Genomic DNA, 13,396 nt, shown 5'->3' on the forward strand with positions numbered 1-13,396 from the left:
GAAAATCAGAGCTTCCAGCCGGAATGGATGGCTGCGATACCGCCAGAGAGATTCTGGTAACTGACCTTTTCAAGGCCCGCATTGCGCATCATCTCGGCAAGCACCTCCTGCTCGGGGAAGGTGCGGATGCTTTCCGCCAGATACTGATAGCTCTCGGAGTCCTTGGCGATGATCTGGCCCATCTTGGGCAGAACGCCAAACGACCAGGCATCATAGATCGGGGCCAGAGCCGCCACCTGCACATGGGAGAATTCGAGGCAGCAGAACTTGCCACCCGGACGCAGGACGCGACGGGCCTCGCGCAGGACAGCATCCTTGTCGGTGCAGTTGCGCAGCCCGAAAGCGATCGAAACACGATCGACGCTGCGATCGGGCAGGGGAATGGCCTCGGCATCGACAACCGAGAACTCGATATCCGTCAGATATCCCTTGCTGGCAGCGCGTGACCGGCCGACCTCGAGCATCGAGGCGTTGATGTCCGTCAGCAGGACAGGGCCGCCATTGCTGCGCAGCCAGCCAAAGCTGATATCGCCGGTGCCTCCGGCCAGATCGAGCAGCTTCAGGTCGCGGCGCGGCGCAAGCGTGTTGATGAAGATGCGCTTCCACACGCGGTGGATACCAAGCGACATCACATCGTTCATGACGTCATAGCGACCCGCCACGCTGTCGAACACGGCGCGCACCAGAGGTTTCTTTTCAGCCCGCGGGACAGAGCGGTAGCCGAAATCGGTGGTTTCATCCCTGTCGGCATGCGCTGATTCGGGAGGGGGAAATGATGCGTTGTCGGTCATGTCGCTCTGGATATAGTGTCGGCACCCAAGATGCCAGAGCTACCAGAAGTTGAAACCATCCTGAATGGATTAAGATCGGCGCTTGCCGGTCGCCGTATCATCAGCACCGAGGTGCGTCACGATCTGCGCTGGCCGGTGCCCGATGATCTTTCGATCCGGGCGGACGGCAAGAAGATCCGTGATTCAACCCGTTTGGGCAAATACATGCTGATTGCCCTCATGCGTGGCCCGACCTTGCTGATACACCTCGGTATGAGCGGGCGGATAAGAATCACGCCCGGCTCAGCAAAGGGCAGGGCCTATCAGCCTCAGCGCCATGAGCATGTCACACTCAGGCTCGATAATGGGACACATATCGGCCTTGTCGACCCACGGCGTTTCGGTTGCTTTCTGCTGGCCGATGCAGGGCGGGAGCGAGAGCACCCCCTGCTGCGACAGCTTGGGGCCGATCCGCTTCAACCTGGCTTTGATGCTGCCTATCTTCAAGAAAAGCTTCATCGCAAGCGCGCGCCTATCAAGACCGCCTTGCTCGACCAGCATGTCGTCGCCGGGCTCGGCAATATATATGTATGCGAGATCCTGTATCGCGCGGGGATTCATCCCGAACGTCTGGCCTCGTCTCTGGATGAAAAGCAGATAGCCCGTATCGCAGAGATCACCCCCGCCGTGCTGCGCGAGGCGATCAACGCTGGGGGATCCACCTTGCGCGATTATGTGGATGCCGAAGGGAAAAAAGGGGCGTTTCAGGATCTGCATCAGGTTTATGGCCGCGAAGGGGAGCCCTGTCCCGAATGTCCGGGCTTTCCGGCGTGCGGGGGAATCCGTCGTCTGATGCAGGCAGGGCGGTCAAGCTTCTATTGTCCGCGGCGTCAGCTGCCACTTTCTTTAGAGGACGCTTGACTGGCAGCGTGAAACTGGACTAAAGGCGAGCCCTCCGCTGGCTCTGCGTCTCTTTTAGAGATGATTGGCCGGTATGCTTTATTGTCGTTGCAAGACGACCTAACAAGCCGAACAGAACAGGGCTGAAGAGTAGAAATGGCTAACACCGCCTCTGCGCGCAAGCGCATCCGTCAGAACGAGCGTCGCCGTGAGCGTAACGTTTCCCGCATGTCCCGCGTCCGTACCTTCGTCAAGAAGGTCGAGAGCGCCATCCTTTCGGGTGACAAGGCTGCAGCAAACGACGCTCTGCGTGCTGCCCAGCCGGAAATGCAGCGCGCTGTTGGCAAGGGCGTTCTCGCCGCCAACACCGTAAGCCGCAAGCTGTCGCGCCTTTCGGCTCGCATTAAGGCTCTGGCTTCGGCCTGATCAGATAACAGGGGAGTGCCTCTTCCAAGGTACTCCCCGGTCTGAGCCTACAGAAAGAACGGGTGTGGTCACGCGACCATATCCGTTCTTTTTTTTCGCCGGTCGTCCCGCTTTCTGACATCCGGTTAAGCTTGCCTGTCGCGCGCTGTTTGCCCTATTCTGTCCGCCCTTTAGCCGGGGATCAGGAAGGTCATGCCTCATTGCACGTGATGGCTCCTGTCGTGTCTTTTGTTACAACTCGGGGGAGTGATGGCAGACGAAGGGTCTCATACGGATCTTCCTGCAGTGACGGAAACGGTTTCCTGCACCAGCGGCACCGATCCTGTCCTTGCTTCCCAATGGGTCAAGGTGCGCGAAAGACTGCGTGTCGAGGTCGGTGACGTTGAGTACCGCACCTGGCTGCAGCAGATTGTGCTTGGCCCGCTGGAAGAGGATGAAATAACCCTCTTTCTGCCAACGCGCTTTCTGCGTGACTGGGTGCGTGGCCAGTATGGCGACCGCCTGCAGGAGCTATGGCGTAACGAGAACCGCGCCGTTCACCACGTTGAGCTTCAGGTCCAGCGCGTTGGCGATGGGCTTGCAACGCCGGTTGCCGTCGAGGCTGCGGCTCCAGTGGTCGAGATCGAGGCCCCTGCGGCTCCGGCTGTCGCTGTGCAGGACGCGCGACACGATCTGGCAGCGCCACTCGATCCGCGCTTTACCTTCGACAGCTTTGTTGTGGGCAAGCCCAACGAGTTTGCCTATGCCTGCGCTCGCCGTGTTGCTGAAAAGCCGTCCAGCCCCGGTTTCAATCCGCTTTTTCTCTATGGCGGTGTCGGTCTGGGCAAGACGCACCTGATGCACGCCATTGGTTCGGAGCTGACGAGCGGTGGGCGTGTCTCAGTCGCCTATATGTCGGCCGAGAAATTCATGTACCGCTTCATTGCGGCCATTCGCTCGCAATCGACGATGGAATTCAAGGAGCAGCTGCGCTCGGTCGACGTGCTCATGATCGACGATTTGCAGTTCCTGATCGGCAAGGACAATACGCAGGAAGAGTTCTTCCATACGTTCAATGCCCTGGTCGATGCGGGCCGTCAGATTGTGGTCAGCGCCGATAAATCGCCCTCCGATCTATCGGGGCTTGAGGATCGCCTGCGTACCCGTCTCGGTTGTGGCATGGTGGCGGATATTCACGCGACGACGTTCGAGCTGCGTATCTCCATTCTGGAAGCAAAAGCGCTTGCCTCGGGAGTTGCCGTCCCTGCCAAGGTGCTCGAATTCCTGGCCCACAAGATCACCTCGAATGTGCGCGAACTTGAGGGGGCCCTCAATCGCCTGATCGCCCACGCCAATCTTTTCGGCCGCCCTGTCACGCTGGAAAGCACGCAGGACGTGCTCCATGACATTCTCAAGGCTCATGACCGTCGTGTGACCATTGAGGAGATCCAGCGCAAGGTGTCGGAGCACTGGAATATCCGCCTGACCGATATGTCGTCGGCCCGTCGCGCACGCGCCGTGGCAAGGCCGCGTCAGGTTGCCATGTTCCTTGCCAAGCAGCTTACCAGCCGCTCCCTGCCGGAAATCGGCCGTAAATTCGGCAACCGTGACCATACTACGGTCATGCATGCTGTTTCGCGCGTGCAGGAACTGATGGAGCGTGATGTTGCCTTTGCAGAAGACGTGGAATTGCTGCGTCGTATGCTCGAGGGCTGATCTTTGCCGCGGCAAGCGGCTCTGCTAGACTGTTTTTTTGTTTTTCGGGTGTTCGAGGGTCTACGATCATATGAAATTCCAGGCTGACCGCACAACGCTGATCCGTGCCCTTGCCCATATCCAGAGCGTTGCGGAAAAGCGCAACACGATCCCCATCCTGGCCAATGTCATGCTCTCCATCGAGGGTAATCTTCTGCGTCTGACCGCTACCGACATGGAAATTGCGGTCGTCGAGGAAGTGGCTGCCGAAGGTGCCCGTGACGGTGCAGTGACCGCCCCGGCCAGTGTCCTTTACGAGATCGTGCGCAAGCTGCCGGACGGCTCGGTGGTCGAACTTGATCACGGTGGCGGTGACGCCCCGCTGGCGCTGCGCGCCGGACGTTATGCCACCAGCCTGAATGTGCTTCCCGTTGAGGATTTTCCCTCAATGGTCGCCGGGGATCTGCCCTGCGAATTCTCCATTCCGGCTGCGGTGCTGCGTGGGCTGGTTGATCGTACCCGCTTCGCTATCTCGACCGAAGAAACGCGCTACTACCTCAACGGCATTTATTTCCATGTCGCGAAGGATGGCGAGACGAGCAAGCTGCGTGCCGTCGCCACGGATGGCCATCGTCTGGCCCGCGTCGAGACCGATCTGCCTGCCGGGGCAGCCGATATGCCGGGCGTCATTATTCCGCGCAAGACCGTGGCCGAACTTCGCAAGCTTTTCGATGAGGGCGCTGGCACGGTGCAGGTCAGCCTGTCCGATACCCGCATCCAGTTCCGTGTCGGCGCTGTGATGCTGACCTCGAAGCTGATTGACGGAACGTTCCCGGAATACGAGCGCGTCATTCCCAAAAACAATGACCGTTTCCTGAAGGTGAACAAGCAGGCCTTTGCAGACGCTGTGGCCCGTGTCGCGGCGATTAGTCAGGAGCGCTCGCGCCCGGTCAAGCTTGCCGTGCAGACCAACCTGCTCACCCTTTCCGCCATCAGTCCGGATCAGGGCATGGCCAAGGAAGAGCTGGACGAGACAAGTGTTTCCTATGATGGCCCAACACTGGAGATCGGCTTCCAGGCGCGTTATCTCAATGACATCACGGACCAGATTGATGTCGAGGCCGAGTTTGCCTTTGCCGATAGTGCGGCACCGACCCTCGTGCGCGACACCAACCTGCCGACAGCGCTTTACGTGCTGATGCCCATGCGCGTCTGATCAGGCAGCGGGCCGCCTTCTTGCGTATCAACAGGCTCGTTCTCACGAATTTTCGTAATTACGAGCGTCTGGTCTGGACGCCGCAAAGCCGCCTCGTTGTGCTCACGGGTGAGAACGGGGCGGGCAAGACCAATCTGCTTGAGGCGCTCTCGCTTCTTGCCCCAGGGCGTGGATTGAGGGCAGCTTCCAACGCCCAGATCCAGCGCCAGGATGGTGGTCCATGGGGCGTTGTGGCCCGCCTGAATGATGTGGCGGGTGAGGGCATGGACCTCGCCACCGGTACCGACCCGGCTAATCCGGTCAGGCGTGTTTTCCGCCTTAATAACGAGGTGATCCGCAATCAGGGGCAGATTGCACCCTACTGCGCAGTCACATGGTTGACCCCACAGATGGACCGCCTGTTCAGCGACCCGGCTTCCGGGAGACGACGGTTCTTCGACCGCCTTGTACTGGCCCTCGATCCCAATCATGCGCGCGAAAGCGCAGCGCATGAGCGTGCTGTGACCCAACGCAACCGGCTTCTCGCGACTCGTCCGGATCAGAAAAGCTGGCTCGATGCCCTCGAGGACAGCATCGCGCGCCATGCGGTGGCGCTGACCGCATCGCGCATGGCTCTTGTCGATGCGATGAACGCGACCGCGCTTACTGATGGTACGGGGTTTCCCGTCGCACGGGTGGCGCTGGAGTGCGAGATTGCGGCTGAACTCCATCGCAGGCCGGCGCTTCTGGTTGAGGATGGCCTGCGGGGGAAACTGGCTGCAGCGCGCAGCGAGGATGCGCAGCGCAGTACCACGAGTGTCGGCGCGCACAGGACCGATTTTGGCCTTCAGGATGCGGCCAGTGGTCGATCTGCAGCCCTGTCCAGCAGTGGTCAGCAAAAGGCCATGCTGGTTCATGTCATTCTCAACCATGCCGGTTTGACAGCATCTCGGACAGGCCGAGCCCCGTTTATTCTGCTCGATGAACCTCTTGTTCATCTTGATTCCCGGCGACGGGAGGGCTTGCTGGGTTATCTAAGCGATCAGGCCTTTGAAGTGTTCCTGACCGGGACGGATCGCGAGCAATTTGCGGCGCTGGGGGGCGAGGTGGACTATCGTTGCGTGACCGCCGGTCAGCTCTCCGTCTGATGGGTCGGTTATTTTGTCACTGAATTGTAACAGATGAGTGAGGCTTCGTTTCATAATTGTCGTCTGCGACAAGTGCGCAATCCGGCAATTGTAACAATAAAAGCGGATGTCATTGTCGCGTCGCTTCATGACATAATCCAGATGCCGCTTTTTGATGTCATTATGAAGCTTAATATGAACCGACCATGTAAAATAGAACATGATACTTTATGTGAGTAAGATAAAGCGCCTATAACTTCCATATAATGCAGCGTATCGTGCGATTTATCCGGAGAATTCGCGTACGATCCTGAGCGTCTTGCCTCAATTCGCCTCTAAGCGCCACAATCTGGACAATTCGAGAATTACATTGTTACTCATTGTTATGAAATTCTCGCGTATGACGGGCCTGTATTGTCCAAGCTGCAGGAGTTGAGGCCCCGGATGAAAATAGCGTTCCTTTACGTGGCTGAGCCCTACCAATGCTATCACGTAGCCGCTGTTTCCTCTGCCCTGTCGCAGCTTCCCAATGTCGAGGTGACGGAATTCGTCAGCTTCCCCGAGACCGCGCAGCATCTCGACCGTATACGTGAGACGAACCAGCTGGGTGGTCATATTGTTCGCGGCACTCTCAGGATGCCCGCACGAGCCACGCTGCTGCGTCGTCTTCGCCGTCTGGACTCTGAACGTGAAGTCGTCATGCGCGCCAACGTCGCCCAGCTGGAGGCATTCGATGCTGTTGTCGCGACAGAATACTCGGCCGGGTTACTGCGAGAAATGGGGCTTACGCGACCCGCTCTGATCCTGATCCAGCATGGTGCGGGAGATCGTGAGGTCAATGACGAGCATCTTATCCGCCAGTTTGATCTCTCCCTCGTCTCCGGACCTAAAATTGCTGAGGCGTTTCTCGCCAGGAAGCTTGCGACGGCAGCACAAACCCGCATCATCGGGTACCCGAAATTCGATGCGGTCAATGGTGACCGGATCGTTCGTGTCTCGGAAAGCAGCGCCAGACCACTCGCCCTCTACAATCCCCATTACAAAAAAGGACTTTCGTCCTATCGGGATTATCTCACGCCGCTTGCTGAGGCCGTCAATCGTCTCGACCGATACGACCTGCTCGTGGCGCCCCATGTGAAGATTTTTCACAAGGACTTTGGACGGCGCCGTCGGCAGTTCGAGAAAGTCGTGGGAGGAAGGGTGAGGCTTGATACAGCTTCCTCCTCAATGCTCGACATGACCCACACCGCGCGGGCGTCACTCTATATCGGTGATGTCAGCTCCCAGGTTTACGAGTTCCTGATCACCCCGCGACCCTGTGTTTTTCTCAACCCCCATGGGGTGGCATGGCGGAACAATCCGCATTTTCGTCACTGGACATTAGGGGACGTGGTGGAGCGTTTGGAGGATATATATCAGGCGCTGGCACAGGCGGAATCGCGTCACGCGCTTTACAAGGCGCGTCAGGAACGCGTCATACAGGAGACTTTCGGCTCGCAGCCCCGACGCGGCGCCTCTTACCGAGCCGCACAGACGATCCGGGACTTTCTTCGTGGCGAAGCTTCCCCGGTCGGTGCCATCGCAGCAGCCTGAACCTGGCCCGGCTCACGACAATGGATCATCAACGTTGAATCAAGGCTGGTGCGCCGTCGATCGTGCTGTCGGCATCTGTGTCGTGGATGGCAAGCAGGTTAAATCTGCAAAAGCTCGCGCATTCTCCTGTTTTCAACACGGACTGTTTTGGTCTAAGAGGACGCGCCAACGGTGGGAAAGCCGCGGGCTTTCCTGATTGATATGCGGGGAGGCTGCGGCACATGACCACGACCAATGAAACACCAACCGGAATGGCTGGCGAACGGGTTGGTGACTTTGCCTCGCGCAGCGTGTCTCATGACCGCATCCGCGAAGCCCTTGCTTTCGATGACGTGCTGGTTGAGCCTGCCGCATCGGACGTGCTGCCTGCTCAGGCTTCCACACGCACCCGCCTCACGCGGTCGATCGAACTGAATATTCCGCTTTTGTCCTCTGCCATGGATACCGTGACCGAGGATGCGATGGCTATTGCCATGGCGCAGCAGGGCGGCATGGGCGTGATCCACAAGAACCTGTCCGTCGAGGAGCAGGCGGAGCATGTGCGCCGCGTCAAGCGCTTCGAATCCGGCATGGTTGTAAACCCTGTCACGGTCGGGCCTGATCAGACCCTTCGCGATGTACACGCCATCATGGCCCAGCATGGCATCAGCGGTCTGCCGGTTGTGCTGCCGGGCAGTGGTCAACTGGTTGGTATTCTCACCAATCGCGACATGCGTTTCACGAGTGATCTGAACACGCCCGTGCGTGACATGATGACGCGCGAAAACCTTGTGACCGTCCGTCACGGGGCTGACGCCGCTGTGGCTCAGGATCTGCTGCACCGCCATCGCATCGAAAAGCTGCTGGTCGTGGATGACCAGAACCGCTGCATCGGTCTGATCACGGTCAAGGATATGGACAAGGCCGAGGCCCATCCCCTCGCGATCAAGGATCAGTTTGGCCGTCTGCGTTGCGCCGCTGCAATCGGTGTTGGTGCCGACGGGCTAGCCCGTGCCGAGGCGCTGGTTTCGGCTGGCGTGGATATCGTGATTGTTGATACCGCGCATGGTCATTCGCGCGGCGTGCTCGACACGGTGGCCACCCTGAAATCCCGCCATGCCGGTATTCAGGTCATTGCTGGCAATGTCGCCACCCCGGAGGCTGCCCTTGCTCTGGCCAATGTGGGTGCCGATTGCGTCAAGGTCGGTATCGGTCCTGGCTCGATCTGCACCACGCGCGTTGTGGCTGGTGTAGGTGTGCCGCAGTTCTCAGCCGTCATGGAAACGTCAGCCGCCTGCCACGAGGCCGGTATTTTTGCCATTGCCGATGGTGGCATCCGCACCTCGGGCGATATCGTCAAGGCCATTGGTGCCGGGGCGGATGTGGTCATGATCGGTTCGCTGCTGGCCGGTTGTGAGGAAAGCCCAGGCGAGGTGTTCCTGCATCAGGGACGCTCCTACAAGGCGTATCGTGGCATGGGCTCGCTGGGGGCCATGGCACGTGGGTCGGCCGATCGCTACTTCCAGGCCGAGGTCAAGGACTCGCTCAAGCTTGTACCGGAAGGGATCGAGGGTCAGGTGCCTTACAAGGGCAGCATGGCGGCCGTGGTGCATCAGCTCGTGGGTGGCCTGAAGGCGGGCATGGGCTATACCGGCTCGGCCACAGTGGCCGATCTGCAGGTGCGTACGCGGTTCCGGCGCATCACCAATGCTGGTCTGCGCGAAAGCCACGTCCATGACGTGACCATCACGCGCGAAGCACCTAACTATCGCCAGGACTGACAAAAACTTGTAAGCGCGGGAGCATGACTCCCGCCGCCAGACTTTCTGCTGCCATCGATCTGCTTTGCGCCATCGAGGCTGCTCCCCGCCGTCCCGCCGATGCAACGGCCAATAACTATTTTCGCGAGCGCCGCTACATCGGTGGTGGTGATCGTCGGGTCATCTCCGCTCGCATATGGGATGTGCTGCGGCAGTGGCGCCGCCTGCACTGGCATCTACGCGACATTCCCGGTGGCCCGTCACCCCGCACGCTCTGTGCGGCGTCGCTCATTCTGGGCGGTGAGGAAATCGGCACCGTGCGCAATCTGTTCAACGGCGAGCGCTTTGCCCAGTCACACCTGACATCACGTGAGGATGCCGCCCTGGCTGCCCTCGGCGGGCGGGAGCTCAATCACCCCGACATGCCCCAGCCGGTGCGTCTGGAATATCCTGACTGGCTTCAGCCCTATCTCAAGCGCGCTTTCGGCGAGACGCTGGAGGCGGAGATGGCTGCGCTCGACAACGCAGCCCCGCTCGATTTGCGCGTGAACCTGCTCAAGGGACATCGCGACGAAGCCATCCGCGCGCTCAGAAACGAGCAGATCCAAGCGTCACCCACACCGCTTTCTCCCTGGGGCCTCCGCCTGCCGGGGCGCCAGAACGTGACCGCCACGCAGAGCTTCCGTGAAGGCATAATCGAGATACAGGATGAGGGAAGCCAGCTCATCGTCGGAACGCTCGATGCGAAGCCGGGCGAGCGCGTTGTCGATTTCTGTGCAGGCGCGGGTGGCAAGACGCTCGCCATCGCCATGGGCATGGAGAACAAGGGCCAGATCGTAGCCTGTGACGTATCGGCACCCCGGCTTGAGGGCGCGGTCAAGCGTCTGCGTCGTGCGGGCGTCCATAATGTCGAGCGTCATCTGCTGACCAGCGGCGATAAGTGGGTCAAGCGCCGTGCCGGCGCCTTTGATCGTGTGCTGGTGGATGCCCCCTGTTCAGGCACAGGGACTTGGCGCCGTAACCCTGATGCCCGTATCCGGCTCGTGGAGCAGGATATCATCGAATTGCAGGCCAAGCAGGCCGATATTCTCGATCGCGCCTCGACACTGGTCAAACCCGGCGGGCGTCTGGTCTATGCAACCTGCTCGCTGCTGGCCGAGGAAAACGAAGCGCAGGTTGCTGCGTTCCTGGCGCGCAATGACCAGTTCGAGCGTGTCGCTGCGGGGGGTGACATGCTTCCCGAAAAGCTGCGCGGTGAATCCGGTTTTGCCCTGACCCCCTTGCGCGATGAGACGGACGGCTTCTTTGCTGCCGTGCTCCAGCGCAGGGCTGGCTAAGGTTTTCCAGATCGTCTCATCATACGACCGGGCAGGGGTGAACGGGTTATCATGGCGCTAGCAATGTTTGTCGGGCTGCTTCTGACACTGGGAGCCGGGATCGGGGCGCAATGGGTGGCGTGGAAGTTCCGCCTTCCCGCCATTGTGCTCCTTTTTGCTCTTGGCCTCATTTTTGGGCCGGGGCTTGGAATACTTCATCCCTCGGCGGCTCTCGGATGGATTTTCCGCCCGCTTGTGTCCCTTCTGGTCGCCATCATCGTGTTCGAGGGCGGCTTGCTCCTCGACTTCCGCCAGCTGCGCGAGGCAGGCGAGGGGGTGACGCGCCTGACCATGCTGGCCCTGCCTATTTCCTGGGTTCTGGGCTGGTCGGCAGCGCATTACATCGCGCATATGGAATGGGGTGTGGCAGCGCTGTTTGGTGCCATTATCACGGTCACCGGCCCGACAGTCGTGCTGCCATTGCTGCGACATAACAAGCTGCAACCCCGTGTCGCCGCCTTTCTGCGCTGGGAAGCCATCATCAATGACCCGATTGGCGCCATTTTGGCGGCCGTCGTGTTGCAGGTGGTAGCGACACGCGTACCGATCGGCACGGATGTCTTTCTCACCACGGTTCTGCCCGATCTTCTGGCTTCGACGGCGGAATCCCTCGCTGTCGGTATCCTGCCGGCTTATCTAGTGCGGTATCTGTTTGTGCGCGACCTCATGCCAGAGCCGCTCAAGACGCCTCTGCTGCTCACGCTGGCGCTGCTGATTTTCAGCATCTGCAACATGAGCATGGAAGGCGCAGGCCTTGTGGGTGCGACCGTCTTTGGGATGGCGCTCACCAATCTGCATGTTCCCGGCCTGTCTGAACTGCGACGCATGAAGGAATCCCTTGTGGTTCTGGTGGTGGCTGTGCTGTTCATCATGCTGACCGCAGACCTGCATCGCGAGGTGTTGGCGCATCTGTCCCTGCCAATCTGCCTGCTGACCGCCGCTGTCATGTTCGGCGTACGGCCGCTTGCCATTTTCCTCTCTACCATAGGGACGGGGCTCAAATGGCAGGAGAGGCTGTTTGTCGCCTGGATCGCGCCGCGCGGTATTGTGGCCGCCGCTGTGGCTGGTGCCGCGGGGTATCGTATGACCGATGCCGGGTATCACAGCGCCGATCTGATCATGCCTGCCGTTTTCGCCATTATCGGCGGAACCATGATCTTTCATGGCTTCTCCCTCCGGCCGATCGCCCGCTATCTCAAGCTCACCCTCTCCAATGAACCGGCTCTGGCTATCGTGGGGGCTTCGCCCTGGTCGATCGATCTGGCGAAATGCCTGAGCAAGAACGGTATTCCGATCCTTCTGGTCGATAACCGCTCCAACACGCTTATCTCCGCCATGCGTCAGGGCGTGCCGGTCCTGCGGGCTGAACTGCTGTCACAGTACGGCGAGGAAGCCCTGGAGGAGCGTCCGGCGGATTATCTGATCTCGACCACGGCGGATGCCATTTATAACGGGCTGGTCTGTGCCCATATGGCGCCCCATATGGGACGTCAGCGCGTGTTCCAGATCAGCCCCGGCGTGGCGCGCCTCGATTTCTATCACGGCCTCTCACGCGATGCCCGAGGCAAACTGCTGGGTGATCCCTCATGGAACTTCACCCTGATCGACATGCTGTTTGACAAGGGGTGGCGGTTCGCAACGGCGATGGCCGACGAGGCGAGCGCGGCAAGCTTCGGCGCCGTGTCGAACCGTCTCGATTTCCTGTCGATACGTCGCGGCCAGTCCATCACGATACGCTCGGCGGAAGATGAGTTCCCCGTCAGTCCCGCCATTGGCGACATGCTGGTCTTCATGACACCCCCTGCGCCGCCAGCCGAGGCGGAGCCCGTTGCCGTGCCAGTCGAACGGACGCCGCTACCTGCATGACGTTTCGGCCCTGTGATAAGCAGCGCCGTAACACGCCCTAGTCCGGTCGGACTTCGATGCCAGCATGACCAGAGGCAATAATCCGGCGCAGCAGGCGTTCCTCGAGGGCGATACAGCCCTCCGTCGCGCCGCTGGTGGGGGGCAGGTGCAGGAAGATGGCCGAGCCGCGGCCCGGAACAGCCGGGCTGTCATTCCATCCCAGTACGACGCATAGATCGTAGCAATGATCCTCGCGCCACAGCTTCTCATGTCGCGCCGGGTGAGGCAGCGTGATCTGCCGGTTGTAGTCAGGGTGAGTTGGGTCATCGCACCAGCCATCATTCGGCGCGAGTGCCTCGATGCGTAACGCGGTGACAGGTCTCTCAACGCGATCAGCCCGATAGAAGACGTGCCTGAATGGAAGGAAGCCGATTGGCGTTGCCATGTCGCCTTCGCTCTTCTCCTGTCTTGTGCCAGCCCCGCCGATCATGGCGGGGAGGGGCTCTCCTTCAAGGAAAAGGGTCGCGCGAGACCCGTTTGCGTGTCGCAGGATGACAGTCATGTCACAAACCTCACGTCTGAACATTAATTTATGAGTAATTACCGTCTAAAGGCCGGTATCACGCCAGGGGAGGCGTCTGATCGGATTGGCGTTATCACGATATCCGTGTAAGGCTCACAGTCAAAACAAGGGTCTTTCTTCCTTGAGAAGTCAGGTCTTGGCTCAGGGGTGTCGTCCCCAGCTGGAGAG

At 59.9% G+C, this 13,396-nt stretch carries 11 protein-coding genes; 9 read left to right on the top strand and 2 right to left on the bottom strand.

Going from position 1 to position 13,396, the window contains the following annotated elements; translation table 11 throughout:
• Positions 1-5: 5 nt before the first annotated feature.
• Entirely contained in the window at positions 6-791 is a 786-nt protein-coding gene (locus tag P5689_RS13955) for a class I SAM-dependent methyltransferase (RefSeq protein WP_122049509.1), read from the bottom strand.
• Positions 792-821: 30 nt separating this feature from the next.
• On the opposite strand from P5689_RS13955, the gene mutM reads away from it, so the two are divergent.
• The 9 genes from mutM to P5689_RS14000 all read left to right on the top strand — a co-directional run bounded on the left by mutM (position 822) and on the right by P5689_RS14000 (position 12,666).
• A complete protein-coding gene (gene mutM, locus P5689_RS13960; protein WP_285533607.1) occupies positions 822-1,691 on the top strand; it encodes a bifunctional DNA-formamidopyrimidine glycosylase/DNA-(apurinic or apyrimidinic site) lyase in 870 nt (289 codons plus the stop codon).
• A 135-nt stretch (positions 1,692-1,826) separates the two neighbouring features.
• Positions 1,827-2,096, top strand: coding sequence for a 30S ribosomal protein S20 (gene rpsT, locus P5689_RS13965; RefSeq protein ID WP_023977402.1), 270 nt, complete (start codon positions 1,827-1,829; stop codon positions 2,094-2,096).
• A gap of 249 nt (positions 2,097-2,345) precedes the next feature.
• Positions 2,346-3,791, top strand: coding sequence for a chromosomal replication initiator protein DnaA (dnaA, locus tag P5689_RS13970; RefSeq protein WP_408868553.1), 1,446 nt, complete (start codon positions 2,346-2,348; stop codon positions 3,789-3,791).
• Positions 3,792-3,861: 70 nt separating this feature from the next.
• Positions 3,862-4,986, top strand: coding sequence for a DNA polymerase III subunit beta (gene dnaN, locus P5689_RS13975; RefSeq protein ID WP_285533609.1), 1,125 nt, complete (start codon positions 3,862-3,864; stop codon positions 4,984-4,986).
• 20 nt (positions 4,987-5,006) lie between these two features.
• Entirely contained in the window at positions 5,007-6,113 is a 1,107-nt protein-coding gene (gene recF, locus P5689_RS13980) for a DNA replication/repair protein RecF (protein WP_285533610.1), read from the top strand.
• A gap of 423 nt (positions 6,114-6,536) precedes the next feature.
• Complete coding sequence (locus P5689_RS13985; protein ID WP_285533611.1) at positions 6,537-7,685, top strand: hypothetical protein; 1,149 nt, start codon at positions 6,537-6,539, stop codon at positions 7,683-7,685.
• A 251-nt stretch (positions 7,686-7,936) separates the two neighbouring features.
• Entirely contained in the window at positions 7,937-9,445 is a 1,509-nt protein-coding gene (guaB, locus tag P5689_RS13990) for an IMP dehydrogenase (protein WP_285533904.1), read from the top strand.
• A 23-nt stretch (positions 9,446-9,468) separates the two neighbouring features.
• Positions 9,469-10,761: an RsmB/NOP family class I SAM-dependent RNA methyltransferase gene (locus P5689_RS13995; protein WP_023977396.1), complete on the top strand. Its 1,293-nt coding sequence runs from the start codon at positions 9,469-9,471 to the stop codon at positions 10,759-10,761.
• A gap of 51 nt (positions 10,762-10,812) precedes the next feature.
• Positions 10,813-12,666, top strand: coding sequence for a sodium:proton antiporter (locus P5689_RS14000; protein ID WP_285533612.1), 1,854 nt, complete (start codon positions 10,813-10,815; stop codon positions 12,664-12,666).
• 37 nt (positions 12,667-12,703) lie between these two features.
• Here the strand turns inward: P5689_RS14000 and P5689_RS14005 are convergent, their stop codons facing one another.
• Entirely contained in the window at positions 12,704-13,207 is a 504-nt protein-coding gene (locus tag P5689_RS14005; protein WP_023977394.1) for a L,D-transpeptidase, read from the bottom strand.
• Positions 13,208-13,396: the final 189 nt, after the last annotated feature.

Source organism: Asaia sp. HumB (assembly GCF_030263835.1).
Taxonomy (GTDB): domain Bacteria; phylum Pseudomonadota; class Alphaproteobacteria; order Acetobacterales; family Acetobacteraceae; genus Asaia; species Asaia bogorensis.

Bases quoted from the DNA above. Each gene is read 5' to 3' on its own strand.
- P5689_RS13955 (WP_122049509.1), bottom strand. From the start codon at position 791: ATGACCGACAACGCATCATTTCCCCCTCCCGAATCAGCGCATGCCGAC.
- dnaA (WP_408868553.1), top strand. From the start codon at position 2,346: ATGGCAGACGAAGGGTCTCATACGGATCTTCCTGCAGTGACGGAAACG.
- rpsT (WP_023977402.1), top strand. From the start codon at position 1,827: ATGGCTAACACCGCCTCTGCGCGCAAGCGCATCCGTCAGAACGAGCGT.
- P5689_RS14000 (WP_285533612.1), top strand. From the start codon at position 10,813: ATGGCGCTAGCAATGTTTGTCGGGCTGCTTCTGACACTGGGAGCCGGG.
- P5689_RS13985 (WP_285533611.1), top strand. From the start codon at position 6,537: ATGAAAATAGCGTTCCTTTACGTGGCTGAGCCCTACCAATGCTATCAC.
- guaB (WP_285533904.1), top strand. From the start codon at position 7,937: ATGGCTGGCGAACGGGTTGGTGACTTTGCCTCGCGCAGCGTGTCTCAT.
- P5689_RS13995 (WP_023977396.1), top strand. From the start codon at position 9,469: ATGACTCCCGCCGCCAGACTTTCTGCTGCCATCGATCTGCTTTGCGCC.
- dnaN (WP_285533609.1), top strand. From the start codon at position 3,862: ATGAAATTCCAGGCTGACCGCACAACGCTGATCCGTGCCCTTGCCCAT.
- P5689_RS14005 (WP_023977394.1), bottom strand. From the start codon at position 13,207: ATGACTGTCATCCTGCGACACGCAAACGGGTCTCGCGCGACCCTTTTC.
- mutM (WP_285533607.1), top strand. From the start codon at position 822: ATGCCAGAGCTACCAGAAGTTGAAACCATCCTGAATGGATTAAGATCG.